This is a genomic window from Sphingopyxis sp. (assembly GCF_025869345.1).
Lineage (GTDB): Bacteria > Pseudomonadota > Alphaproteobacteria > Sphingomonadales > Sphingomonadaceae > Sphingopyxis.
In genome coordinates, this window is sequence record NZ_JAOZVW010000149.1 from 1 (window position 1) to 23,697 (window position 23,697).

Below are 23,697 nucleotides of genomic sequence, written 5' to 3' on the forward strand. Positions count from 1 at the left end.
CAATCCAGGGCGGTTTACGCAGGCTCTGGATTGCTTCGCTTCGCTCGCAATGACGCGGGATGAATTTATCCGGGATAGCGGACCGCCATCACCTCCCACTCCTTCGGCCCGGCGGGAAGCTGCACGGTGCGCAGGTCGCCGACCGCGGCGCCGCGCAGCGCGCGGGCGAGGGGGCTGTTCCAGCCGATCCGGCCGGCCCCGGCATCGGCCTCGTCGTCGCCCACCAGCGTGACGATGCGGCGCGCGTCGTCGTCATCGGCGAGTTCGACCGTCGCGCCGAACCAGATGCGGTCCTTGTCGGGCTGCGCCGCGGGGTCGACGACGCGCGCCGCCTTCATCCGCCGCGCGAGGAAGCCGAGCCGCCGGTCGATCTCGCGCAGCCGCTTGCGGCCATAGATATAATCGCCATTTTCGCTGCGGTCGCCATTGCCCGCCGCCCAACTGATCGTTTCGACCAGCTTCGGCCGCTCCTGCCCGAACAGCGCGTCATATTCGGCGCGCAGCGCCGCGAAGCCCGCCGGGCTGATGATGTTTGTTTTCTCTCCGGCCATCGGCCTTGCCCCCAAATCGTCATCCCAGCGAAAGCCGGGATCTCGCCGATGCATTCACACGCGAGGGCGAGATCCCGGCCTTCGCCGGGAGGACGGTGTGATCATCATTATCCCGGATTGCGCTTGCCGAGGTAGAAGCTCAGCGGAGCGCTGGGGAGCGGGCGGTCGCGCAGCGTGTCGTAGACGACGGCGTTTTCGAGCACGCGCTGGACATAGTTGCGCGTCTCGAAGATCGGGATCGCCTCGATCCAGTCGATCATGTCGATGCCGCCATTGCGCGGATCGCCGTTGGCGCGCAGCCATTTGTTCACATTGCCCGGCCCGGCATTATAGGCCGCGACCGCGAGCGGATAGCTGCCGCCGAAATAGCTCAGCATCTGCTGGAAATAGGTCGAGCCGAGCGTGAGGTTGTAATTGGTGTCGCTGGTCAGCGAGCCCGCGTCGTAGCTGAGGCCCAGCTTGCCTGCGACTTCGCGCGCGGTGCCGGGCATGAGCTGCATCATCCCGCGCGCGCCGGCGTGGCTGATCGCCTGGCGGTCGAACTGGCTTTCCTGCCGCGTGATCGCGTGGATGAAGGTCCAGTTGCCCTCGTGGCCCGAGGGCACGCGCACGGTCGGGAAGCCCGACACCTCGACCGCGTCGAGGCTGTTCGCCTGCGCGCTGCGGCCGATCATCACGCCGAGGTCGGGCCGGCCGATCGACGACGCGAGCTGGCCCGCGAGGACATGGTCGGCGGGCGTGGTCGCGCGCTGCGCGATGGCGCGGAGGAACTGCGACTGCTCGCGCCACGCGCCGATCTCGCCCAGCGCGCGCGCGGCGCGCACCAGCCGGTTGTCGTCGAACGCCCGCCGTTCGTCGCCGTTGACCGTGATCGTCGGGTTCGGCGTCGGCTTGGGCTGCGGCCGGCCGAGCCGTTCGAGCGAAAGCTGGCCGTAGAATTGGTCGTAATGCTGCGCGGCGTCGTTGAAATAGCGGTTCGCCGTGTCGCGATCCCCCGCGGCGAGCGCGGCGCGCCCCGCCCAGTAGAAACCCTTGGTCCGCGTCTGCGCCGAGCGCGCGGCCTCGCCATAGGCGGCGTAAAGCCGCACCGCCTCGCCGGGACGGCGGAGGCTCTTGAAGGCGAGCTGGCCGGCAAGCCAGGCGAGCGAGGTATAGTCGTCGCGCACCCCGAGCGGTTCCTCGCGGATCACGACGCCGGGCGCGAAGCTGTCGTCGATCTGTTTGGCGATATTATAGGCGGTGAGCTTGTCGCCCGCGGCGTCGGCCTGGCGCGCATTGGTGAGCAGCGTTTCGATCCATTCCTCGGCGTCGGTCGGCGCCTTCGCCAGTGAGCGCGGGGCGGCGAGCAGCGCGCGCGCTTCGCCGACGCGGCCCGCCTTGCGCAGCCAGGTCGCCTTGGCGGTGATGTATCCGGGATCGGTGCGGGTGAGCGAGGGATTGGCGCTTTCGACCGCCGAGGCCTGCAGCGCGGCATCGACCGCGCCGCTGCGCATCGCGAGGCGCGCCGCGAACACCGCGCGCTTTTCGGGCGAGACATAGGGAAGCTGGCGGCCCGCCGCGATCGTCGCGCTGGTCCACAGCAGCCGGTCCATGCGCGCGTCATGGTCGGCGAGGCTGAAGACGCCGGGGAAGAGGCTGAGCGCGCGGCTCACCTCCATCTCGTCGATGATGCCGCCGGTCCAGGCGCGGCGCGCGGCGGCATTGGCGTCCTCGCGGCGGCCCGCGGCCTTGAGCGCCAGCGCATAGCGCAGCTCGCCGCTCGGCGTGCGCGGCGGATAGGCCTGAAAGAAGGCGAGGGTGCGCTGCGGGTCGTAGCTGTCGAGCGCGATCGCCTTTTCGGCGCGCACGCGCAGCTTGTCGGCGTCGGGCCAGTCGCGGTTCGCCATCAGGAAGCGCGAAAGCTGGTCGAAGGAGGCGGTGTTGGTCGCGGTGAGGCGCCGCCATTCGAGCACCGCATCGCCGACCGAATTCGTCGACGGCGGCGCCCCCGACTGGGCCGCGAGCCCCATCTGGGCGCGATACCACGCCATTTGTTCGGGGGTGAGTTCGCTGGCGTGAGCGACGGTCGGAAGGGCGAGAGCCAGAGCCAGAGCCAGGCGGGAAATCGAAGGCAGCGAAATCATGCCGGGCATCTTAGTAGCAAACTCCTTGCGGGGCGCTGAATAGGCGTCCAATAGCGAGCGCGCTTCGATCTTCTATCGGTCGAGCGGAGTCCTTGTAAAGGAGCAGAGCATGTTTTCGGGGTCGATTCCCGCCTTGGTGACGCCATTTCGCGACGGTGCGTTCGATGCATCGGCGTTCAAACGGCTGGTCGAATGGCAGATCGACGAAGGAACGAGCGCGCTCGTGCCGTGCGGCACCACCGGCGAAAGCCCCACCCTGGGTTTCGACGAACATTATCAGGTGATCGACACCTGCATCGCGGCGGCGGCGGGGCGCGTGCCGGTGATCGCCGGCTGCGGATCGAACGACACCGCGACCGCGATCCGCCACATGCGTCACGCGCAGGCGGCGGGGGCCGATGCGGCGCTGGTCGTCGCGCCCTATTACAACCGGCCGACCCAGGAGGGGCTGCTCGCGCATTTCCACGCGCTCGCCGAGGCGAGCGACCTGCCGATCGTCGTCTACAACGTCCCGGCCCGAACCGTCACCGACATCAGCGCCGAGACGATGTGCCGGCTCGCCGAAATCCCGTCGGTCGTCGCGATCAAGGATGCCAGCGGCGACCTCGCCCGCGTGACAGTCCACCGCGCGGGGGCAGGCGCCGATTTCTGCCAGCTCAGCGGCAACGACGATCTGTGGCTACCGCACGCGGTGCTCGGCGGTGTCGGCTGCATCTCGGTCACCGCCAACGTCGCGCCGCGCCTCTGCGCCGATTTCGCCGCGGCTTGTGCTGCGGGCGACTGGACCGGCGCGCTGGCGCTGCACGACCGATTGTTCGACCTGCACAAGGCGATGTTCTCCGACGCGTCGCCCGGCCCGGTCAAATATGCGCTGTCGCGCGTCCACGACTGGTTTTCGCCCGAAGTGCGCCTACCTATCATCCCGGCGTCCGATGCATCGCGCAAGGCCGTCGATGCCGCATTGTCCGCGGCGGGAGTAATCTAGGTTCCGTTTCATGGCCCGTCCGCAGTCCGCCGCCGAATTCGACAAGAAGAAGGTCGTCGCCGAGAACCGGCGCGCGCGCTTCGACTATGCCATCGAACAGGTGTTCGAGGCGGGGATCGCGTTGCAGGGGACCGAGGTCAAATCGCTGCGCTTCGGCGAGGGGACGATCGCCGAAAGCTATGCCGAGGTGACGGGCGGCGAGGTGTGGCTGATCAACGCCAACATCCCCGAATTCAGCCACGGCAATCGGTTCAATCATGAGCCCAAGAGGCCGCGCAAGCTGCTGCTCAACGGGCGCGAGATCAACAAGCTGCACGCCGGGGTGATGCGGCAGGGGATGACGCTGGTCCCGCTGTCGGTCTATTTCAACAGCCGCGGCCGCGCCAAGGTCGAACTGGCGCTCGCCAAGGGCAAGAAGGCGCACGACAAGCGCGAATCGATCAAGGAACGCGACTGGAAGCGCGACAAGGAACGGCTGATGAAGGATCGCGGATGAGCGGGGGAGGCCAGCCGCGCGACCCGAAATCCCGGGACAAGGCGTTCCTGATGAACTGGATTCGCCGCAACTCGCCGACGCGCGAGGAATTGCTGGCGAGCCGCTTCGTCAAACCCTTTGCGCACCGCGTCGCGCACAGCCATTTGTGGCGCTTCACCCGCACCTCGGTGCGGCGCGGCACCGCGCTCGGGCTGTTCGTCGGCATCTTCTTCCTGATCCCGGGCGTGCAGATTCTGGGCGTCGCGCTGCTCGCGCTGCCGTTCCGCGCCAATATTCCGATCGGCGCGGCGATGACCTTTCTGTCGAACCCGGTGACGACCCCGCTGATCCTCGCCGCGTCGGTCTGGCTCGGCAATGTGCTGTTCGGGATGCACACCAATATGGCGGGGCTCTATGCGCTCTACGAACGTTCGGCCTCGCTTTCGGACTGGTGGCAATGGTTCACCGCGAACGCAGGGCCGGCGCTGCTCGGCGGGCTGGGCGGACTGTTCGTGATTTCGGCGGCCTCGGCGGTCGTCGGCTATATTCTGGCCTCGGTCATCTGGGACAATTGGATTCGCCTGCGCTGGCGGCGCAAGGTCCGCCGCGCGCGCGACCAACGACTTGAGGCATCGACGAGCGACACCGCCGCCGGTTGAACCGTAGTCGCCCGCGCGCCTATAGCTGTTCCCATCGCAAGATCGCGCCGCGGCGCGCCCTTCGCACTGTCTATCTGGGGAATATCATGACTTTGAACCTTTCTTCGCGCCTGATGGCGACCGCCGCGCTTGGCGCGATGCTGCTGACGGCGGCACCCGCTTTCGCTCAGGACGCCGCCGCTCCGGCGCCCGCGGCGGACACCGCCGCCAAGCCCGAAATCGGCGATTTCGGCTTCGATTTCTCGGGCATGGACAAGAGCGTCCAGCCCGGCGACGATTTCTACGCCTATGCCAACGGCACCTGGGCGAAGGATACCGCGATCCCGGCCGACAAGTCGAATTACGGCATGTTCACCGCGCTCGCCGACCTGTCGCAGAAGCGCACGCAGGAGATTCTCGAGGCCGCCAAGGGCGACCCGAACAGCATGATCGGCCGCGCCTATGCCGCCTATCTCGATTCGGCGGCGGTCGAGGCGAAGGGGCTGGCCCCGATCCAGCCGTGGCTGACCAAGATCCGCGCCGTCGACAAGGCCGGGCTCCCCGCGCTGCTCGCCGAGGCTGACCGCAGCGGCGTGTCGCATTTCTTCGGCGGCTATGTCGGGCAGGACGACAAGAATCCCGATGTCTATATCTACACCATGTTCCAGGGCGGCATCGGGATGCCCGACCGCGATTTCTATCTGAAGGACGGCGAGCGCAACCTGAAGCTGCAGGCCGCCTACCTCAAGCATCTGGAGAATGTCCTGACGCTGGCGGGCGAAAAGGATGCCGCGGCGCGCGCCAAGGCGATCTATGACTTCGAAAAGCAGGTCGCGACCGTCCACTGGGACAAGAACGACAGCAGCGACGCGACCAAGGTCTATAACAAGATGACGATCGCCGACCTGACCAAGGCCGCGCCGGGTTTCGACTGGACGGCCTTCATCCGCGGCGTCGGCGTTAAAGAGGACACGATCCTGGTCGCGCAGCCGAGCGCGCTGACCGGCGAGGCGAAGCTGATCGCCGACGCACCGATCGGCGTGCTGCGCGACGCGTTGCTCGTCCGCAGCCTCGACGGCTTTTCGGACGTGCTGCCCGACGCGGTGGCGAAGGAGGCCTTCTCCTTCTATGGCACCGCTTTGTCGGGGACGCCGCAGATGCAGGAGCGCTGGAAGCGCGCGGTCGATTTCACCACCAACAATCTGGGCGAAGCGGTCGGCCAGGACTATGTCGCGAAATATTTCCCGCCCGAAACCAAGGCGGCGATGGATGTCCTCGTGAAGAACGTCCTCGCGGCGCTCGACGCGCGGATCGGCAATCTGACGTGGATGCAGCCCGCGACCAAGGTGAAGGCGAAGAAGAAGCTCGCCAATTTCACGACCAAGATCGGCTATCCTGACCGCTGGAAGGATTACAGCAAGCTGGAGATCAAGGCCGACGATCTGTTCGGCAATGCGCTGCGTTCGAACCAGTTCGCGCATGACGACAATATCAGCCGCCTCGGCGGGCCGATCCGCCGCTGGGAATGGGGGATGACCCCGATGGAGGTCAACGCCTACGCCAATTTCGGGATGAACGAGATCGTTTTCCCCGCCGCGATCCTGCAGCCGCCCTTCTTCGATCCGAAGGCCGACGCGGCGATCAACTATGGCGGCATCGGCGCCGTCATCGGCCACGAGATCAGCCATCATTTCGATGACCAGGGCGCCAAATATGACGAGACGGGCAAGCTCGCCGACTGGTGGACCCCCGCCGACGTCAAGGCGTTCGAGGCCGCGAGCAAGGCGCTCGTCGCGCAATATGACGCCTATGAAGTGCTGCCCGGCGAACATCTCGACGGCACCTTCACGCTCGGCGAGAATATCGGCGACCTTGCGGGCCTGACGATCGCCTATGACGCCTACAAGAAGTCGCTCGGCGGCAAGGAAGCGCCGGTGATCGACGGGCTGACCGGCGACCAGCGCTTCTTCCTCGGCTGGGCGCAGGTGTGGCGGCGCAACTATCGCGAGCAGAATCTGTCGCAGCGCATCACGACCGACCCGCATTCGCCGTCGATTCAGCGAGCCTGGGTCTCGCGCAACCTTGACCCTTGGTATAAGGCCTATAACGTCAAGCCGGGCCAGAAACTCTATCTGGCGCCGAAGGATCGCGTCCGCATCTGGTGATGCGCCCATAAAAGAGAGTGCCGTTGACCGCGCCAAGCCTGCCTGCCGCTGATGGAGATTTCAGTCGGGGGGCGGGCTCCGCGGGGCCGCCGCCGGCGCTTGCGGCGTTGTCGCGGCTCGATGCCGCGCTCATCGGCGGGCTTGCCTTGCTGTCGGTCGCGCTGCTGTTCTGGGCGACGGGGAATGCGGTGCTGGCCGCCGGTTTCCTCGCCGGACTTGCGATTGCCGCGGGCGGGTTGATCCTCGCACGGCGGCTGTTTCCGGCCGCGGCCGGCGGCGAGGCGGCGCTGCCCGACTGGACGATGCTGCGCGCGGCGGTCAACCACGACGATGTCGCGATCGCGGTGACCGACCGCGCCGGGCGGCTCGTCTGCGCCAACGATTTGTTCGCGACGTGGATGGGCGGCTTCGTGACCCCGCCGGGGCTGCCGCTCGACGGACGCGGCGCCGACCTGCTCAAGAACGCCGGGCGTGCCGCGTGGCGCGATGGCGAGGGGCACGCCAGCGACATCGCGGTCGGGCCGCTGCAATTGCAGGCGCAGGTGACGCGGACCGGGCAGGCCGAGGATTATCTCGTCTGGCGCTTCGCCGCGCTCGAACGGCTCGACCTGACGAGCGAAGTGATGCGCCACCTCGACGGGCCGGCCGGCCGGACGCTGGCGCGCGCGGGGATCATGGCGGCGCTGGTCAGCGCCGAGGGCCGGCTGCGCACCGCCAACCAGGCCTTTCTGCTCCGCGCCTTCGACGAAGGCGACCAGGCGCATTATGCCGGACGCGACGTCGCCGCGATGCTGCGGCTCGACGACGCGGGCACGCTTTACTTCGCGCGCGAGGGCGACCGCGCGACGCCGGTGCGGATGCTCCAGATTCCGTTGACGCCGGCCGACGGCCATGGCCCGGTGCTGCTCGCGATGCTCGACGAGGAAATGGGGCCCGCCGACCGCGGCACCGCGCAGACCTATGTCGAGACCTTGCTGTCGCTGCTCCCCTTCGGGCTCGCGCTGGTCGATCGCGACGGCCGCTTCCTCTATATGAACCGCGCCTTCCTCCGCGCCGCGGGGATCGGCGAGGGCCGCCCGCCGCGCTATCCCGGCGACCTGGTCGTCGGCGAGGACAAGGGGCCGCTCGCCGACATGATCCGCCGCCACAGCAGCGGCCAGCAGGTCGGCGGCGACCTGTCGATCCGGCTGATCGGGCAGGGCGACGACCCGGTGTCGATGCGCGTCGTCGGCGTGCGCGGGCTCGGCGAGGCGGCGGTGCTGCTGAGCCTCAAGGATTCGAGCGAGGAATCGCGGCTCAAGCGCCAGGTCGCACAGGCGTCGAAGATGCAGGCGGTCGGCCAGCTCGCGGGCGGGGTCGCGCATGATTTCAATAATATCCTGACCGCGGTGCTCGGCGCCTGCGACCTGATGCTGATGCGCCACACGCCGGGCGACAGCGATTATGACGACATCCAGCAGATCCGCAGCAACGCCAACCGCGCCGCCAGCCTGACGCGGCAATTGCTCGCCTTCTCGCGCCAGCAGACGCTGCGTCCGCAGATTTTGCAGCTTCCCGACGTGATTTCGGAGGTGTCGCACCTGCTCAAGCGGCTGATCGGCGATACGGTCCAGCTTATGGTGCATCACGGCCGCGGCCTCGGCGCGGTGCGCGCCGACCCGGGGCAGCTCGAACAGGTGATCATCAACCTCGCGGTCAATGCGCGCGACGCGATGGCAGGCGCGGGAACGCTGACGATCGAGACCTATCCGGTGTCGGCCGCCGACGTCCGCCAGATGGGCAATGAGTTCATGCCCCCCGCCGATTATAGCGCGCTCAAGGTCAGCGACACCGGCAGCGGCATTCCCGCCGATGTGCTGCCCAAGATTTTCGAGCCCTTCTTCACCACCAAGGATGTCGGCAAGGGAACCGGGCTCGGCCTGTCGACCGTCTATGGCATCATCAAGCAGTCGGCGGGCTTCATCTTCGCCGACAGCCGGCCGGGGGAGACGAGTTTCACCATCTATCTCCCCGTCCACCGCGCCGATGCCGGGGCGCCCGCCGTGCCCGCGGCGCCGGTGAAGCCCAAGAAGAGCCAATGGGGCACCGGCACGATCCTGCTCGTCGAGGATGAGGATATGGTGCGCGCGGTCGCGGAACGCGCGCTGGCCCGCGCGGGTTACAGTGTCGTCACCGCCTCACAGGGCGAGGAAGGACTGGAGCGTTTCGCCGGGATGGAAAAGATCGACCTGATCGTCAGCGACGTCGTGATGCCGACGATGGACGGCCCGGCAATGGTGCGCGCGATGCGCGCGAAGCGGCCGGCGCTGCCGGTGCTGTTCATGTCGGGCTATGCCGAGGAGCAGCTCCGCCAGTCGATCGATATCGCCGACGTCGCCTTCCTGCCGAAGCCCTTCTCGGTCGCGCAACTGACCGAGGCGGTGTCGGCGGCGCTCGACGAGGCGGCGCATCGGGCGGGCCATGGCTGACGCGCCGCGTATCCTGCTCGTCGAGGACGATGTGCTGATCGGCATGATGCTGGCCGATATGTTCGACGCGCTCGGCCTGCCCGAGCCCGCGCAGGCGACGACCAACGATGAAGCGTTGGCGGTCATCGCCGCCGAATCGCTCGCCGGCGCGCTGATCGACATCAACCTCGGCGACGAAAAGGGCTGGCCGATCGCCGACGCGCTCGCGGAGCAGGGCATTCCCTTTGCCTTCACCTCGGGCGGCGGCGACGTGATCCCGCCCGCGCACGCGCACCGGCGGCTGGTGACCAAGCCGTTCCGCCTGACCGACATCGAGGCGGCGATCGCCGAGTTCGGCGCCTGAATCGTCGCCCCGCAGAGGCGGGGGCCGCCGTCGTCCTTGCTCTTCGTCATTGCTTCGCTTCGCTCGCAATGACGATTTCAGGATATTGCATGTTCCCCTCTTGTTCCATGAGAACAAATGTGGCACACGAGGCAGGCGTTGCGATGCTTCCGCGGTCGCTCTAGAGCAGGAAAGGGACGGCAATGGCCGGACAATTGTCACTCGTCGAATCGGGGAAATCAGTGAACGGAACGGACAGGCAGAAGGCGCTCGACGCCGCGCTCGCGCAGATCGATCGCGCGTTCGGCAAGGGCTCGGTGATGAAGCTGGGCTCGAAGGAAGCGATGCAGGTCGAGGCGGTTTCGACCGGATCGCTCGGGCTCGACATCGCCCTGGGGGTCGGCGGCCTGCCGCGCGGCCGCGTCATCGAAATCTATGGTCCCGAAAGCTCGGGCAAGACCACGCTTGCGCTGCATTGCATCGCCGAGGCGCAGAAGATGGGCGGCACCGCGGCCTTCGTCGACGCCGAACATGCGCTCGACCCCGTTTACGCGCGGAAGCTGGGGGTCGATATCGACGAACTGATCGTGTCGCAGCCCGACACCGGCGAGCAGGCGCTGGAGATTGTCGACACGCTGGTGCGATCGAACGCGATCGACGTGCTGGTCATCGACTCGGTCGCCGCGCTCGTCCCGCGCGCCGAGATCGAGGGCGAGATGGGCGACAGCCACGTCGGCCTCCAGGCGCGCCTGATGTCGCAGAGCCTGCGCAAGCTGACGGGATCGATCAGCCGCTCGCGCTGCATGGTGATCTTCATCAACCAGCTCCGCATGAAGATCGGCGTGATGTACGGCAATCCGGAGACGACGACGGGCGGCAACGCGCTCAAATTCTACGCCTCGGTCCGTCTCGACATCCGCCGCACCGGCCAGATCAAGGATCGCGACGAGATCGTCGGCAACACGACGCGCGTCAAGGTCGTCAAGAACAAGGTCGCGCCGCCGTTCAAGCAGGTCGAGTTCGACATCATGTACGGGCAGGGCATTTCCAAGATCGGCGAAATCCTCGACCTCGGCGTCAAGGCTGGGCTGGTCGAGAAATCGGGCGCCTGGTTCAGCTATGATTCGATCCGCATCGGCCAGGGCCGTGAGAATGCGAAGACCTTCCTGACCGAGAATCCCGAGCTGATGCAGCGCCTCGAAAGCGCGATCCGCACACGCACCGACGCGGTGGCCGAAGAGATGATGGCCGGCCCCGACGACGACGGCGACGATTGATCGACCCTGAACGCCATCCGGCCGGTTTCCCCTCCCATGGACCGGCCGGCCGACGGCGGCGGGCCCCGCAGCCTCCTTGCGGCTGCATCGCACCTGCACCTGTCCCTCTCGCAGGTCGGCCCGCCCGCCGTTGATTCGCCGCCGATCGGTATGCGGCTTGCGGTTTGGCGGTCTGGTGGTGGCGACGGAAAATGGGTTGGGAAGCGGCCATTCCCCTTCGTTCCCTCTCTTCGCCATTCCCGCGAAAGCGGGAACCCAGTGTGGGATCAGCAGACGCACGCCCTGGGTTCCCGCTTTCGCGGGAATGACGAAGTGATGAGATGCGGGCCGCCGCTTACCGGCCGCTTTGCGTCCCTCCTCTCGTCATCCCGGGCTTGACCCGGGATCCCGCTTTCGACGTTCGCACAGAGGCGCGAAGCGGCGGAGTCGGCCGCGACGGGCCCCTGTTCCCGCAACGCTGCGACGAACGCTCCGCGGCGGGCGGGAAGCGGCCTATCGGTCGCGGCCATCGTCTCCGCATCTCCGCGCGAACTATAATCTCTGCGCTCTTTGCGTCTCTGCGCGAATTGTCTTCCTTTCTGCGCCCGGCCGCTTCAAATCATTATCGGCCCCAAACCTGCGCCGCCCGGCCGGGTGCGGCGCCAAGGAGAATGCGATGAGCCTGATCGTCCACCACCTCAACAACAGCCGTTCGCAGCGCATCCTCTGGCTGCTCGAAGAGATCGGCGCACCCTATGAAATCAAATTCTACGACCGCGATCCGGTCACCAATCTCGCGCCGCCCGAGCTGCTCGCGGTGCATCCGCTCGGCAAATCGCCGGTAATCGAGGACGGCGGCAAGGTGATCACCGAATCGGGGGCGATCGTCGAATATCTGTGCGAACGCCACGGCGGCGGCGCGCTCGTCCCCGAACGCGGCACCGACGATCATGTCCGCCACCTCGAATGGCTGCATTTCGCCGAAGGGTCGGCGATGACGCCGATCCTGCTGCGCCTCTATACCGCGCGGCTCGGCGCGGCGGCGGCGCCGCTCGAAGCGCGCATCGCGCAGCAGCTCGATTCGCATTTCGCCTATATGGAAAGCCGGGTGAGCGACGCGGGTCATTTCGTCGGCTCCAGCCTGTCGGCGGCCGACGTGATGCTGAGCTTTCCCGCCGAGGTCGCGATCATGCAGGGCATGGCGCCGCGCTATCCCAAGCTCGCGAATTTCGTGAACGCCTGCCACGACCGGCCGGCATGGCGCCGCGCACGCGACAAGGGCGGGGCCTATTATGGCTATTGAACACCGGGGCCTTATCGCCGCGGCGGCGGCGCTGCTGTTCGCGGGCACCTCGGCCGCGCTTGCCGCGCCGCCGGCGCTGGGCCCCGAGGTCGAGCGCAATATCGTCGTCCCCGACGGCGGGACCTTCGCGCCAACCGCGGCCGACGAGGAGGGGGCGATCGACCGCTTCGCTACCTATACCGCGGCGTTGGCGCGGCGCGACTATGCCGCCGCCTATGCGATGCTGCGCCTGTCGTTCCAGGCGTCGAACCCGCGGCTCGAATGGGAAATGAACCTGCGCAAGCGTTCGGCGTTGTGGGCCGACGGCAAGCTCCGCATCCTGCGGCTGAGCTGGTATCCCGACCCCGCGGGCCAGCCGCCGGGGCTTTACGCGGCGTTCGATTTTCGCGGCGACCGCAAGGACGGCTCGATGGATTGCGGCTATGTCGTCGTCCACCGCACCGACCCCGCGAGCCCCTTCACCGTCGTGCGCACCGACACCTCCGAAGTGCCGCCCGAACTGATCGAGGACGGCGTGCCCAAGGCCGATGTGCTGCATCAGCTGCCCTGCTATCTGGGCAAGGGGATCGCGACCTCTTTCTGAATGAAGGCGCCGATCAGCGTCATCGCCACTAACCGACTTGTCGCATCGCCGCAAAATCCCTAATTCGCGCGCATGACATCGACCAACGACATTCGCCGTTCCTTCCTCGACTATTTCGGGGAGGCGGGACATCATATCGAAGCCTCGGCGCCGCTGGTGCCGTACAACGACCCGACGCTGATGTTCGTCAACGCGGGCATGGTGCCGTTCAAGAATGTCTTCACGGGGCTGGAGAAGCGCCCCTACAGCACCGCGACCTCGTCGCAGAAATGCGTGCGCGCGGGCGGCAAGCACAACGACCTCGACAATGTCGGCTATACGGCGCGGCACCATACCTTCTTTGAAATGCTGGGGAATTTCTCCTTCGGCGACTATTTCAAGGAGCAGGCGATCACGCACGCCTGGACGCTGCTGACCAAGGATTGGGGGCTGCCGGCGGAAAAGCTGACCGCGACCGTCTATCACACCGACGACGAGGCGTTCGATCTGTGGCGCAAGATTTCGGGACTGCCCGAGGAGCGCATCATCCGCATCCCGACCAGCGACAATTTCTGGTCGATGGGCGACACCGGGCCGTGCGGGCCGTGCAGCGAAATCTTCTATGACCATGGCGACCATATCTGGGGCGGCCCGCCGGGATCGCCCGAGGAAGACGGCGACCGCTTCGTCGAGATCTGGAATCTGGTGTTCATGCAATATGAGCAGCTTCCGGGCGGCGAGCGGCTCGACCTGCCGCGGCCGAGCATCGACACCGGCATGGGGCTGGAACGCATCGCGGCGGTGATGCAGGGCGTCCACGACAATTACGACACCGACACGTTCAAGGCGCTGATCGCGGCGTCGGTCGACCTGACCGGCGTCCCGGCCGAGGGCGCGACGCAGGCGAGCCACCGCGTGATCGCCGACCATCTTCGCGCGTCGAGCTTCCTTGTCGCCGACGGCGTGCTGCCGTCGAACGAGGGGCGCGGCTATGTGCTGCGCCGGATCATGCGCCGCGCGATGCGCCACGCGCATCTGCTCGGTGCGAAGGACCCGCTGATGCACCGGCTGCTGCCGTCGCTGACCGCCGAGATGGGCGCCGCCTATCCCGAGCTGATCCGCGCCCAGCCGCTGATCGCCGAGACGCTGGAGCGCGAGGAGACGAAATTCCGCCAGACGCTCGACAAAGGGCTGCGCCTGCTCGACGAGGCGACGGTGGGCATGGGCAAGGGCGACACGCTGCCCGGCGAGACGGCGTTCAAGCTCTACGACACGTTCGGTTTTCCCTATGACCTGACCGAGGATGCGCTGCGCGCGCAGGACATCGCGGTCGATCGCGCGGGCTTCGACGCGGCGATGGCGCGGCAGAAGGCGGCAGCGCGCGCGGCGTGGAAGGGCAGCGGCGACAAGGCGTCGGACGAAATCTGGTTCGACCTCGCCGAGGCGAACGGCAGCACCGAATTCACCGGCTACACCTCGACCGCGGGCGAAGCGACGGTGATCGGGCTGGTCAAGGACGGCAAGTCGGTCGACGAAGCGAAAGCCGGCGACGCGGTCGTCGTGCTGACCAACCAGACGCCCTTCTATGGCGAGAGCGGCGGCCAGATGGGTGACGCGGGGACGATCGCGACGCTGGATGGCGTGAAGGCAAATGTCAGCGACACCGGCAAGCCGCTCGGCCGCCTGCACACGCATCAGGCGAAGCTGGAGGGGGGGACGCTGAAGGTCGGCGATACGGTGCAGCTCGCCGTCGACGCCGCGCGGCGCGACCGCATCCGCGCCAATCACAGCGCGACGCACCTGCTGCACGCGGCGCTTCGGGGCCGGCTCGGCGAGCATGTGACGCAGAAGGGGAGTCTCGTTGCCGAGGATCGCTTCCGCTTCGACTTCTCCCACCCGAAGGCGCTGACGCCGGAGGAGATCGCGACGATCGAGGCCGACGTCAACGCGCAGATTCGCGCCAACGAAACGGTGACGACGCGGCTGATGACCCCCGAGGATGCGATCGCGGCGGGCGCGATGGCGCTGTTCGGCGAGAAATACGGCGACGAGGTGCGCGTGCTCAGCATGGGCAAGACCGACGACCATAGCTATTCGGTCGAACTGTGCGGCGGAACGCACGTCCGCGCGCTGGGCGACATCGCGCTGTTCAAGATCGTCGGCGAAAGCGCGGTTTCGTCGGGGGTGCGGCGCATCGAGGCGCTGACCGGCGAAGCGGCGCGGCAATGGCTGACCGCGCGCGACGAGGCGCTGAAGAGCGCGGCGGCGGCGCTCAAGACCTCGCCCGACGAGGTGCCCGCGCGCGTCGCGGCGCTCGCCGAGCAATTGAAGAAGGCCGAGCGCGAGCTGGCTGACGCGAAGAAAGCTCTCGCGATGGGCGGCGGCGGAGCGGCGAGCGGCGCGCCGGCGGTCGAGCAGGTCGGCGACACCGCCTTCCTCGCGCAGGTCGTCGATGGGCTCGACCCCAAGGAACTGCGCGGCACGGTCGACGGGCTCAAGCAACAGGTCGGCAGCGGCGTCGCGATGCTCGTCGCGGTCAACGACGGGCGCGCGTCGGTCGCGGTCGGGGTGACCGACGACAAGACCGCGAGCCACAATGCCGTCGATCTCGTCAAGGCCGCGGTCGCGGCGCTCGGCGGGCAGGGCGGCGGCGGACGCCCCGACATGGCGCAGGGCGGGGGGCCCGACGGCAAGGCCGCCGACGATGCGGTCGCGGCGGTCATCGCGGCGCTGGCGGCGACCATTTGAAACCGACGAAGAAGACGCGGCGCACCGATCACGCCGAACGGCTGATCGCGGCGCCGCTGCCCGATGTGTTCGCGGCCTTCACCAGCGCCGCGAAACTGGCGCGCTGGCTGCCGCCCGAGGGCGCGACCGGGACGTTCGATCACTGCGACCTGCGCGCAGGGGGCGGGTTCCGGCTGCGGCTGACGTTCGACGATCCCGATATCGAGACCAAGAGCGACGACGACAGCGACATCGTCGAGGTGCAGATCCCGACGCTCGACGACGGGCGGCTGATCGTCTGGGAGGTCGAGTTCGAGTCCGACGATCCGCGCTTTTCGGGGACGATGGCGATGCACTGGTATCTGTCGCGAAAGGGCGGCGGCACGCTGGTGACGATCGACGCGCATCAGGTGCCGCCGGGGATTTCGGCGAAGGATCATCAGGCGGGGCTGAATAGCTCGCTGGCCAATCTGGCGGCGGTAGTGGAATAGGATTCGCGCAGAGATCGCAGAGGATTTGGTTCACGCGGAGACGCGGAGACGCGGAGGAAAAAGGAGATGGGCGGCTTTGCCGCCCTTTCTTTTTCTCAGCCTGCTCCGCGATCTCTGCGCGAATATTTTCTTCTCCGCGGCTCCGCGTCTCCGCGTGAACATTCAAAGATCGTGTTCCCGCCCTTCGACGCCGCCTGCGGCGGCGCTCAGGATAAACTGCCCCTTCTGGGCAGGCGGGGACCCATCTCCTGTCGGTTCAAAATAGCGCCGTTCGGTGATGGGCACCCGCCTTCGCGGGTGCACACGGCTATTTCGGCGGTGCTTTCAGCCGCTCACGCCTTTCGCCTGACCCCATGCCCGCGCAGCGGTGTAGCCGAGATAGCCGGTGCCGAAGAGCGCGTAGAGCGGTTCGGGGATGCCCGCGAGGTAGGCATTCATGCCCTCGGCGATGCTTTTCGCCATCTCGGGGCGCGCGGCGGCGATCAGGCCCATCGGGATCGCCCACAGCAGCAGCGCATACATGACATAGAGGAAGCTCGGCCGCGCGCGGCTGGTCCAGGGGTCGGCGCTGTTCGCCTCGGCGACGATCGCGGTCATCCGCGTCTTGATCGCATCCATTTCCTGGCTGCCCTCGAGCTTCAAGAGTTCGAGCTTGGCGCGGTCGCGCGCTTCGGGGTCGGGAATGATCTTGTCGATCAGCTTGGCGACGGGGCCGATCAGGCCGGTGATGATGCTCATGTTTCGCTGTCCTTTTGCTGGAAGTTGTCAAAGTTCACGATACGTCCCGGTAAAATGATACCCGTCACGCATTCCCGATGCGGTTGGCCAGCCAGCCGTAGAGGAAGGCCTCCTGGCTCGGGCGGCGTTCGGCGAGGGCGATGTAGCGTTCGCCTTGCAGCGCCTCCATCGCGCGCAGCAGCACGGTTTCGCCGCTCGTCCCGCGCGCCCGAAGGAAGCCGTCGAGTGCCGACAGCGTGCGCGGGCCGATCTCGCGATCGACGGCGATGTCGGGATAATCGCGCGCCGCGCGGTTGAGCGCGTTGAGCGCGCGCTGGAGAAAGCCCGCCGCCGTGCCGGTGCCCATGTTGACGCCGGTGTCGAACAGCTCGGCGGCGACCTTCGGGGCACGCAGCGCGACCTTGTCGAAGCCGGGGCGCAGCCAATAGAGGCGGCGATAGATCGACGCGGCCTCGGCGCGCGGCAGCTCGCGCATCGCGCCCGCATAGCCCTGCGACCGCGCGACCGCTTCGGTGATTCCCCAGCAGGTCGGGCCGCCGCGATCGGCGGGATGGTTTACATAGCGGCCTTCGCGGTCGATGACGGCATCGATCAGCGCGTCGGCGTCGCAGCTCGACGGGTCGGGTCGTGGCATGATTCGCTCCTTCGGGTTCGTTGGATGGATACAACGAACCATATGGGAACAATGTAGGAAAGGTTTTTCTCCATGCGGGCTTTGCAGGTGCGCGAACTCTTGCCCGGCCATGCGGGCGCCGCGCTCGCCGATCTGCCGGTTCCCGAGCCGGGGCCGGGCGAGGTGCGGGTGCGGGTGCGCGCGGCGGCGGTGAATTTTCCCGACCTGCTGATGACGCGCGGCGATTATCAGTTGAAGCCCGATCTGCCCTTCGTTTCGGGGCTGGAGTTTTCGGGCGAGGTCGATGCGGTGGGCGAGGGCGTGTCCGGCTGGCGCGCGGGCGACGCGGTGGTCGGCGGCAATCGCTTCGGCGCGATGGCCGAATATGCTCTCGTCCCCGCGGCGGCGCTGCGGCGCAAGCCCGAAGCGCTGGGCTGGGACGAAGCCGCCGCCTATCCGGTCGCTTATCTGACCGCTTATGTCGCGCTCGTCCGCTGCGCGCGGATCGAGCCGGGCGAAACCTTGCTCGTCCACGGCGCGGCGGGCGGCGTCGGGCTGGCGACGGTCGATCTGGCCAGGGCGCTCGGCGCGCGGGTGCTCGCGGCCGCGAGCAGCGCGGCCAAGCGCGACGCGATCATGCGCGCCTATGCCCCCGACGCGGTGATCGCGGCCGAACCCGGTTTCCGCGAGGAAGTGAAGGCGCTGACCGGCGGCAAGGGCGCGGATGTGATCTTCGACCCCGTCGGCGGCGACGTCTTCGACGAATCGACGCGCTGCATCGCTTTCGGCGGGCGCTTGCTGGTGATCGGATTCGCGTCAGGCCGCATCCCCGAGGTGTCGGTGAACCGGCCGCTGATCAAGGGCTTTTCGGTCGTCGGGGTGCGCGCGGGCGAATATGGCCGGCGCTTTCCCGAGCGCGGCGCGGAGAATGTCGCGGCGATCGACGCGCTCGCGGCCGAGGGACGGATTCGCCCGCATGTTCACGCCGCGCTCGACCTTGCCGACTGGCGCGAAGGCTTCGCGATGCTCGAACGGCGCGAGGTGGTGGGGAAGGTCGTGCTGCGGCCGTGACGAACCGTTTCCGGCTGCCATAATTTTGCGACATTCGCGCCCCCATCTCCGCGCCGGGGTGCCCCGGCGGTTTCGCCGAACGAGATGAAGGATGGGAAATGAAGAGATTGATGTTGACGGCCGTGATGTTCGGCGCGGCGCTGCCGATTGCCGCCTCCGCGCAGCCCCCGCACGACGGCGGCCGCATGTTCGACATGATGGACAGCAACGGCGACGGCAAGCTCGACAAGGCCGAGATCACCAAAATGGCGCAAATGCGCGCCGAGCGGCAGGGCGACGCGTCGCTGGCCTCGCCCGAAAGGGTCGATGCTTTCTTCAAGCATCTCGACGCCAACGGCGACGGTTTCATCGACAAGGGCGAGATGGAATCGATGCGCAAGGCGCGCGCCGCGCCGCCGCCGCAGGACGAGCCGGGCCCGGACGAGCCCGGCGACGCGAACTGAACCAACCCGCCGCGCCTTCCCCTCCTGCTTGCGGGCGGGGAGGGCGCGCGATCCCGGCGCCGGCCCGCATCGGGCGGCGCTTTCGCCACGCAAACATTATGGATCATATTGGTCGGGACGAGAGGATTCGAACCTCCGACCCCCACACCCCCAGTGTGATGCGCTACCAGGCTGCGCTACGTCCCGACCGGCCCGATTGGGCAGGCGAGGCCCCTAGCGCGGCTTGGCGGGGGATGCAAGCGGGTTCGCCCCGGCGAAATGGTTCAGAGCGTGCGAACGATGCAGGGGGGGTAGCGGACTCTGTCCGGTTGGGCCTTTCCCGTCATTGCTTCGCTTCGTTCGCAATGACGATTTATCTTTGGGCTTGATCCCCGGATGCGCCTCCCCATCTCGGCCCCGCCCGCGAGGGGGAGGGCGCGCAGCGAGCGGTTGCGTCGAAATTCCCCGCGTGATAGGCGCCGCGCCATTATTTGCGCGCCCGTTCCCGGGGGGAGGGGGTGATGCTGCAAAGAGAAAGTCTTTCATTCATGTCGACCAATCTGCTTCTGACCCAGGCGGCTGGCTCCGGGGGCGGGGCCGCCGGTTTCATCATGCTGGTGCCCTATCTGCTGATCTTCGTCGTTTTCTGGTTCTTCCTGATCCGCCCGCAGCAGGTGCGGATGAAGGAGCATCGTGCCAAGATCGCGGCGGTGAAGCCGCGCGATCAGGTCGTGACCGGTGGCGGCATCGTCGGCAAGGTGACGCGCGTCGACGATGATTTCGCCGACATCGAAATCGCGCAGGGGGTGAAGATCAAGGTGGTGAAATCGACCATCTCCGACGTCCTGCAGCCTGGCGCGAAGCCCGCGAACGACTGACGCCTCCGGCGCCGCCGGCGTCGGCGGCGCCCAGAACCGGAATTTCCCTATGCTCGATTTCCCGCGCTGGAAGACCATCGGCATCAGCATCATCCTGCTGCTCGGCATCCTCTTCACCATTCCCAGCTTTTTGCCCGAAAAGACCTTCGACAAGCTGCCGTCCTTCGCGCAGGTGAAGGTCAATCTGGGCCTCGACCTTGCGGGCGGCAGCCATCTGCTGCTCGAGGCCGACGTCTCCGATCTCCAGAAGACCCAACTCGCCAACATGGAAAAGACCGTGCGCGCGGCGATGCGCGGCGAGCGCGGACCCGACGACGACATCGCGATCGGCGAACTGTCGACCGCGGGCGGCAAGATCAGCTTCCTCGTCCGCGACCAGAAGCAACTCGACGAGGCGCGCGACCGGCTGTTCAAGGAGACGGGCGGCGCGGGGATGACCGGCCAGCGTGATTGGCGGATCGATGTCGTCGATACGACGCGTCTGGTGCTGACGCCGACCGCGGCGGGGCAGAAGCAGGCGATCGCCAACGCGATGGATACCGCGCGCGATATCATCGACAAGCGCGTCAACGCGCTCGGCACGCGCGAACCGACGATCATCCGCCAGGGCGACGACCGGGTCGTCGTTCAGGTGCCCGGCCTTCAGGACCCGCAGCAATTGAAGGATCTGATCGGCAAGACCGCGCGGCTCGAATTCCGCATGGTCGACGCCAATGCCGACCCCAATGAAGCCGCGGCGGGCCGCGTGCCGGTGGGCAGCGAGATCGTCCCTTATGCCGAGGGCGCGGGCGCCGGCGTCCCGTTCGAGGTGCTGCGCCGCCAGGTGATGATCAGCGGCGAACAGCTTCTCGACGCGAAGCAGGGCTATGACGGACAGTCGGGCCAGCCCGTCGTCAACATCCGCTTCGATTCGGGCGGGTCGGCGACCTTTGCCAAGGTGACGGCGCAGAATGTCGGCAAGCGGTTCGCGATGGTGCTCGACGGCCGGGTGCTGTCGGCGCCGTCGATCAACGAGCCGATCCTGGGCGGCAGCGCCCAGATTTCGGGCAGTTTCTCGGTCGCCACCGCGAACAACCTCGCCATCTCGCTCCGTTCGGGCGCGCTGCCGGTCAAGATGACGGTGGTCGAGGAACGGACGGTGACGCCGGAGCTTGGCGCCGATTCGATCCGCAAGGGCGCGATCGCGGGCATCATCGCGACGGTCTCGGTGCTCGTGCTGATGCTCATCGTCTATGGCCGCTTCGGCGTCTATGCGTGCCTCGCGCTCTTCTTCAACATCTTCCTGATCATCGCGATCATGGCGGGGTTCAACGCGACGCTGACCTTGCCCGGCATCGCGGGCTTCGTGCTGACGATCGGCGCCGCGGTCGACGCGAACGTGCTGATCAACGAACGCATACGCGAGGAACTGAAACGAGGGCGACGCGTGTTTCAGGCGGTCGAGCTCGGCTATTCCGAAGCGAGTCGCGCGATCTTCGACGCGAACGTCACCAACGTCATCGCCGCGGCGCTGATGTTCTGGTTCGGCACCGGCCCGATCAAGGGCTTTGCCGTGGTGCTGACCATCGGCATCGTCACCAGCGTCTTCACCGCCGTCACCGTCACGCGTCTGTTTGCCGCCCGCTGGCTCCATGCCAAGCGTCCGGCGACGATCACCATTTAAGAGAAAGGGAGCGAAACGATGCGTCTGCTGAAACTCGTCCCCGAGGACACGAATATCGATTTTCTGCGGTGGCGGAAAGTCGCGTCGGCCGCGAGCTTCATCCTCGTCGCCATATCGATCGCGCTGGTCGCGGTGAAAGGCCTCAACCTGGGTGTCGATTTCGTCGGCGGCCAGTCGGTCCGCGTCGAATTCCCCGGCACGATGCCGAAGATCGACGAGATTCGCGAAAAGGTCGGCGACATCGGCCTCGGCGAAGCGACGATCCAGCAATTCGGGTCCGACAAGGCGGTGGCGATCCGCACCGCGCTGCCCGAAGGCGACAAGGCGGCGGCCGACCGCGCGGGCAAGCAGCTCGTCGACGGCATCCACAAGGCCTTTCCGACCGCGCACACCGGCTCGGTCGAGACGGTGTCGGGCAAGGTGTCGGGCGAGCTGATCCGCACCGGCGCGCTCAGCCTTGCGCTCGCGATGATCGGCATCTCGATCTATATCTGGATTCGCTTCGAATGGCAGTTCGGCGTCGGCGCGCTCGGTCGTCTGTTCCACGAGGTGGCGCTGACCTTTGGCCTGTTCGCGGTGACGCAGCTTCAGTTCGACCTCAACAGCATCGCGGCGCTGCTGACGATCGTCGGCTATTCGCTGAACGACACGATCGTCGTCTATGACCGCGTGCGCGAGAATCTGAAGAAATATCGCAAGATGGAGATCGTGCCTTTGCTCAATCTCTCCATCAACGAAACGCTGTCGCGCACCGTCATGACCAGCGTGTCGGTGATGCTGGCGCTTGGGGTGCTGCTCGTCTTCGGCCCCGACGTGATCTTCGGCTTTACCGCGGCGATGCTGTTCGGCGTTTTCGTCGGCACCTATTCGTCGATCCTGATGTCGACGCCGGTGCTGGTGTGGCTGAAGGTCGGTCCGCAGAGCTTCGTCCCGCGCACCAGCGCCGCGACCGAAGGCGCCGAGCGCATCACCCGCAAGGACGACGGCGCGGTGGTGTGATTAAATAGGGACTGTCCCTATTTAATTGCTCGCGCAGCGGCGGAGATGCTCCGCCAGTTCGCGGCCGTTGCGGTCCCAGTCGAAGCGGCCGCCAAGACTGGCGGCGACATCGGCCGGGGCGGGCGGGGCGGCGAGGATGTCCTGGACTGCCGCCGCGATGGCCTGCGGCGTGCGCCGGACGATGCGCCCGGCGACGGGCGAGGTGACGAGTTCGGCGGCGCCGCCCGCCTCGCTGATCACGATCGGCGTGCCGCAGGCCAGCGCTTCGACCCAGGCGTTGGCAAGCCCTTCGCTGACCGACGGCATGACGACGACGTCGGCCGCGCGATAGAGAAGCGGCAGATCGGCGTTGGCGACCGACCCCATCAGATGGACGCGGTCGGCGGCGCCGAGCCGATCGGCCAGCGCGCGGTAGCGGCCTTCCTCTTCACCCGCGCCCGCGAGCCAGTAATGAACGCCGGGAAGCGCGGGCAGCGCCTCGATCACCAGCGCCTGGCCCTTGCGGGGGATGAGCGCGCCCACGGTAGCGATGACGGCGCCGTCGCCCATCCCGAGCGCGGCGCGCGCGGCGGCACGGTCGCCGGGGTGGAAGCGCGCGGTGTCGATGCCGGTGTAATGGACCGCGACCTTGGCGGCATCGATCCCGATCGCGCCCATGTCGCGGCGCATCGCATCGGAGACCGCGAGCAGGCCCGCGGCGCGATCGGCGGCTTTCAGCACCGCGGCCTTGCTGGACGGATCATGCCCGAAATGGCTGATGTCGGCGCCGCGCGCCTTGACCGAAAAGGGCAGGCCGAGCGCCGCGGCGACGCGCATCGCGGCGGGGCCGTCGGGGTAGAAGAATTCGGCGTCGACGACGTCGAACGCCTGGCCGCGCACCGCCGCCAGCACCGCGCGCGCGACCTGCGCCGGGTTGAAGCGCGCGCCGTAGCGCGGAACCAGCGCGAAGCGCGGACGATGGACGGTGAGGCCGTTCCATTGTTCGGTTCGCGGAAGGTTGCGGAGTGCACAGTAACGGCGGTGCAGCGAGAGCGGGAAGGGCGGCAGGCCGACCGGCGCGACGACGGTGAGTTCGACGCCCGGCTGCGCGGCGAGCGCCTGCAGGCTTCTTTCGACGAACAGGCCGAAGGTCGGCCGCGCGGCATCGGGGAAGAGCGTGGCGATGGAGAGGATGCGGAGGGTCACGCCGCTGTTCCACTTCGCGCGTCATTGCGAGCGGAGCGAAGCAATCCAGAGCAGGCATAAAC

The 23,697-nt window shown here is 67.3% G+C and carries 21 protein-coding genes and 1 tRNA gene; 16 read left to right on the forward strand and 6 right to left on the reverse strand.

What is annotated here, in order from left to right:
- Nucleotides 1-65: 65 nt before the first annotated feature.
- Complete coding sequence (gene greB / locus OJI97_RS16600; RefSeq protein ID WP_297665314.1) at nucleotides 66-551, reverse strand: transcription elongation factor GreB; 486 nt, start codon at nucleotides 549-551, stop codon at nucleotides 66-68.
- 107 nt (nucleotides 552-658) lie between these two features.
- Nucleotides 659-2,683, reverse strand: coding sequence for a lytic transglycosylase domain-containing protein (locus OJI97_RS16605; RefSeq protein ID WP_297665316.1), 2,025 nt, complete (start codon nucleotides 2,681-2,683; stop codon nucleotides 659-661).
- 100 nt (nucleotides 2,684-2,783) lie between these two features.
- On the opposite strand from OJI97_RS16605, the gene dapA reads away from it, so the two are divergent.
- From dapA to OJI97_RS16660, 11 genes are all read left to right on the forward strand, one after another.
- Nucleotides 2,784-3,659: a 4-hydroxy-tetrahydrodipicolinate synthase gene (gene dapA / locus OJI97_RS16610; RefSeq protein WP_297665318.1), complete on the forward strand. Its 876-nt coding sequence runs from the start codon at nucleotides 2,784-2,786 to the stop codon at nucleotides 3,657-3,659.
- 10 nt (nucleotides 3,660-3,669) lie between these two features.
- Nucleotides 3,670-4,155 (forward strand): SsrA-binding protein SmpB, encoded by a 486-nt coding sequence (smpB, locus tag OJI97_RS16615; protein WP_058817028.1) that lies wholly within the window; start codon nucleotides 3,670-3,672, stop codon nucleotides 4,153-4,155.
- A 50-nt stretch (nucleotides 4,156-4,205) separates the two neighbouring features.
- On the forward strand, nucleotides 4,206-4,793 hold the full coding sequence (locus OJI97_RS16620) for a DUF2062 domain-containing protein (RefSeq protein ID WP_297665321.1): 588 nt from the start codon (nucleotides 4,206-4,208) through the stop codon (nucleotides 4,791-4,793).
- Between the two features lie 113 nt (nucleotides 4,794-4,906).
- Nucleotides 4,907-6,937, forward strand: coding sequence for a M13 family metallopeptidase (locus OJI97_RS16625; protein ID WP_297665323.1), 2,031 nt, complete (start codon nucleotides 4,907-4,909; stop codon nucleotides 6,935-6,937).
- A 107-nt stretch (nucleotides 6,938-7,044) separates the two neighbouring features.
- Nucleotides 7,045-9,405, forward strand: coding sequence for a response regulator (locus OJI97_RS16630; protein WP_297665325.1), 2,361 nt, complete (start codon nucleotides 7,045-7,047; stop codon nucleotides 9,403-9,405).
- Nucleotides 9,398-9,748 carry a response regulator gene (locus tag OJI97_RS16635; protein WP_297665327.1) on the forward strand — a complete coding sequence of 117 codons (351 nt, stop codon included), beginning with the start codon at nucleotides 9,398-9,400 and terminating at the stop codon, nucleotides 9,746-9,748. Before OJI97_RS16630 ends, OJI97_RS16635 begins: the two co-directional genes overlap by 8 nt.
- A gap of 182 nt (nucleotides 9,749-9,930) precedes the next feature.
- On the forward strand, nucleotides 9,931-11,004 hold the full coding sequence (gene recA / locus OJI97_RS16640) for a recombinase RecA (protein WP_297665329.1): 1,074 nt from the start codon (nucleotides 9,931-9,933) through the stop codon (nucleotides 11,002-11,004).
- Between the two features lie 655 nt (nucleotides 11,005-11,659).
- Nucleotides 11,660-12,286, forward strand: coding sequence for a glutathione S-transferase family protein (locus OJI97_RS16645; protein WP_297665331.1), 627 nt, complete (start codon nucleotides 11,660-11,662; stop codon nucleotides 12,284-12,286).
- Nucleotides 12,276-12,869, forward strand: coding sequence for a hypothetical protein (locus OJI97_RS16650; RefSeq protein WP_297665332.1), 594 nt, complete (start codon nucleotides 12,276-12,278; stop codon nucleotides 12,867-12,869). Before OJI97_RS16645 ends, OJI97_RS16650 begins: the two co-directional genes overlap by 11 nt.
- A 72-nt stretch (nucleotides 12,870-12,941) precedes the next feature.
- A complete protein-coding gene (gene alaS, locus OJI97_RS16655) occupies nucleotides 12,942-15,596 on the forward strand; it encodes an alanine--tRNA ligase (RefSeq protein ID WP_297665334.1) in 2,655 nt (884 codons plus the stop codon).
- Nucleotides 15,593-16,066: an SRPBCC family protein gene (locus OJI97_RS16660; RefSeq protein ID WP_297665336.1), complete on the forward strand. Its 474-nt coding sequence runs from the start codon at nucleotides 15,593-15,595 to the stop codon at nucleotides 16,064-16,066. Before alaS ends, OJI97_RS16660 begins: the two co-directional genes overlap by 4 nt.
- A gap of 324 nt (nucleotides 16,067-16,390) precedes the next feature.
- Here the strand turns inward: OJI97_RS16660 and OJI97_RS16665 are convergent, their stop codons facing one another.
- Both OJI97_RS16665 and OJI97_RS16670 read right to left on the reverse strand, forming a co-directional pair.
- On the reverse strand, nucleotides 16,391-16,804 hold the full coding sequence (locus tag OJI97_RS16665) for a holin family protein (RefSeq protein WP_297665338.1): 414 nt from the start codon (nucleotides 16,802-16,804) through the stop codon (nucleotides 16,391-16,393).
- Between the two features lie 64 nt (nucleotides 16,805-16,868).
- Nucleotides 16,869-17,438 (reverse strand): glycosyl hydrolase 108 family protein, encoded by a 570-nt coding sequence (locus OJI97_RS16670; RefSeq protein WP_297665340.1) that lies wholly within the window; start codon nucleotides 17,436-17,438, stop codon nucleotides 16,869-16,871.
- A gap of 72 nt (nucleotides 17,439-17,510) precedes the next feature.
- Here OJI97_RS16670 and OJI97_RS16675 point away from each other — a divergent pair, with 72 nt between their 5' ends.
- Together OJI97_RS16675 and OJI97_RS16680 are read left to right on the forward strand one after the other, a co-directional pair.
- Entirely contained in the window at nucleotides 17,511-18,488 is a 978-nt protein-coding gene (locus OJI97_RS16675) for an NADPH:quinone oxidoreductase family protein (protein WP_297665342.1), read from the forward strand.
- A gap of 98 nt (nucleotides 18,489-18,586) precedes the next feature.
- Entirely contained in the window at nucleotides 18,587-18,931 is a 345-nt protein-coding gene (locus tag OJI97_RS16680) for an EF-hand domain-containing protein (RefSeq protein ID WP_297665344.1), read from the forward strand.
- Nucleotides 18,932-19,040: 109 nt separating this feature from the next.
- On the opposite strand, the gene OJI97_RS16685 is transcribed toward OJI97_RS16680, so the two are convergent.
- A tRNA-Pro gene (locus tag OJI97_RS16685) sits at nucleotides 19,041-19,117 on the reverse strand.
- A 341-nt stretch (nucleotides 19,118-19,458) separates the two neighbouring features.
- Between OJI97_RS16685 and yajC the strand changes: the two genes are divergently transcribed.
- Genes yajC through secF form a run of 3 tightly spaced genes read left to right on the forward strand, consistent with a single transcriptional unit; the run spans nucleotide 19,459 to nucleotide 22,450 of the window.
- Nucleotides 19,459-19,788, forward strand: a complete 330-nt coding sequence (yajC, locus tag OJI97_RS16690; protein ID WP_297665345.1) for a preprotein translocase subunit YajC — start codon at nucleotides 19,459-19,461, stop codon at nucleotides 19,786-19,788.
- A 49-nt stretch (nucleotides 19,789-19,837) separates the two neighbouring features.
- Entirely contained in the window at nucleotides 19,838-21,451 is a 1,614-nt protein-coding gene (gene secD / locus OJI97_RS16695; RefSeq protein ID WP_297665346.1) for a protein translocase subunit SecD, read from the forward strand.
- A gap of 18 nt (nucleotides 21,452-21,469) precedes the next feature.
- Nucleotides 21,470-22,450: a protein translocase subunit SecF gene (gene secF / locus OJI97_RS16700; RefSeq protein WP_297665348.1), complete on the forward strand. Its 981-nt coding sequence runs from the start codon at nucleotides 21,470-21,472 to the stop codon at nucleotides 22,448-22,450.
- A gap of 21 nt (nucleotides 22,451-22,471) precedes the next feature.
- On the opposite strand, the gene OJI97_RS16705 is transcribed toward secF, so the two are convergent.
- Nucleotides 22,472-23,635, reverse strand: a complete 1,164-nt coding sequence (locus OJI97_RS16705; protein WP_297665350.1) for a glycosyltransferase — start codon at nucleotides 23,633-23,635, stop codon at nucleotides 22,472-22,474.
- Between the last annotated feature and the right edge of the window lie 62 nt (nucleotides 23,636-23,697).

What these genes read in the sequence shown, in the direction of transcription:
- greB (WP_297665314.1), bottom strand. Translation starts at nt 551, where the DNA reads ATGGCCGGAGAGAAAACAAACATCATCAGCCCGGCGGGCTTCGCGGCG.
- OJI97_RS16605 (WP_297665316.1), bottom strand. Translation starts at nt 2,683, where the DNA reads ATGCCCGGCATGATTTCGCTGCCTTCGATTTCCCGCCTGGCTCTGGCT.
- dapA (WP_297665318.1), top strand. Translation starts at nt 2,784, where the DNA reads ATGTTTTCGGGGTCGATTCCCGCCTTGGTGACGCCATTTCGCGACGGT.
- smpB (WP_058817028.1), top strand. Translation starts at nt 3,670, where the DNA reads ATGGCCCGTCCGCAGTCCGCCGCCGAATTCGACAAGAAGAAGGTCGTC.
- OJI97_RS16620 (WP_297665321.1), top strand. Translation starts at nt 4,206, where the DNA reads ATGAACTGGATTCGCCGCAACTCGCCGACGCGCGAGGAATTGCTGGCG.
- OJI97_RS16625 (WP_297665323.1), top strand. Translation starts at nt 4,907, where the DNA reads ATGGCGACCGCCGCGCTTGGCGCGATGCTGCTGACGGCGGCACCCGCT.
- OJI97_RS16635 (WP_297665327.1), top strand. Translation starts at nt 9,398, where the DNA reads ATGGCTGACGCGCCGCGTATCCTGCTCGTCGAGGACGATGTGCTGATC.
- recA (WP_297665329.1), top strand. Translation starts at nt 9,931, where the DNA reads ATGGCCGGACAATTGTCACTCGTCGAATCGGGGAAATCAGTGAACGGA.
- OJI97_RS16645 (WP_297665331.1), top strand. Translation starts at nt 11,660, where the DNA reads ATGAGCCTGATCGTCCACCACCTCAACAACAGCCGTTCGCAGCGCATC.
- OJI97_RS16650 (WP_297665332.1), top strand. Translation starts at nt 12,276, where the DNA reads ATGGCTATTGAACACCGGGGCCTTATCGCCGCGGCGGCGGCGCTGCTG.
- alaS (WP_297665334.1), top strand. Translation starts at nt 12,942, where the DNA reads ATGACATCGACCAACGACATTCGCCGTTCCTTCCTCGACTATTTCGGG.
- OJI97_RS16665 (WP_297665338.1), bottom strand. Translation starts at nt 16,804, where the DNA reads ATGAGCATCATCACCGGCCTGATCGGCCCCGTCGCCAAGCTGATCGAC.
- OJI97_RS16670 (WP_297665340.1), bottom strand. Translation starts at nt 17,438, where the DNA reads ATGCCACGACCCGACCCGTCGAGCTGCGACGCCGACGCGCTGATCGAT.
- OJI97_RS16675 (WP_297665342.1), top strand. Translation starts at nt 17,511, where the DNA reads ATGCGGGCTTTGCAGGTGCGCGAACTCTTGCCCGGCCATGCGGGCGCC.
- OJI97_RS16680 (WP_297665344.1), top strand. Translation starts at nt 18,587, where the DNA reads ATGAAGAGATTGATGTTGACGGCCGTGATGTTCGGCGCGGCGCTGCCG.
- yajC (WP_297665345.1), top strand. Translation starts at nt 19,459, where the DNA reads ATGTCGACCAATCTGCTTCTGACCCAGGCGGCTGGCTCCGGGGGCGGG.
- secD (WP_297665346.1), top strand. Translation starts at nt 19,838, where the DNA reads ATGCTCGATTTCCCGCGCTGGAAGACCATCGGCATCAGCATCATCCTG.
- secF (WP_297665348.1), top strand. Translation starts at nt 21,470, where the DNA reads ATGCGTCTGCTGAAACTCGTCCCCGAGGACACGAATATCGATTTTCTG.